Genomic DNA, 294 nt, shown 5'->3' with positions numbered 1-294 from the left:
CTGCTGCAAATACCTGATGGGGTTTTATCCTGGCAATAATTTCTTTTACAATTGCAATGTCTTCAGGACCTAACGGATTCTTTTTTACCTGTCCGGTTTCATAAAACGGAAGATCCAAAAAGTGTGTGTTTTCATCTTTTAGTCCGATGTATCTTGTGGCTGCATAGGATTCTCTACGTCTGATCAGCCCTTTTAATTTTCGAACTTCCAGGGAATCAATCTGGTTTTCTGATTTATTATTTAAAAACTCAATTACCGATTTGAAATTGATGTCTTTTGGCAAATCTCCGCCAA

At 37.1% G+C, this 294-nt stretch carries 1 pseudogene; it reads right to left on the bottom strand.

Features of this window, described 5'->3' with window-relative positions:
- A pseudogene (locus ACHRWY_RS27660) lies at positions 1–294 on the bottom strand (glucosamine-6-phosphate deaminase); the annotation flags it as partial.

The organism is Flavobacterium sp. FlaQc-48, from assembly GCF_044007335.1.
GTDB lineage: Bacteria > Bacteroidota > Bacteroidia > Flavobacteriales > Flavobacteriaceae > Flavobacterium.
The sequence above is the reverse complement of the archived record's forward strand: the minus strand, read 5'-3'. Positions and strand labels throughout refer to the sequence as shown.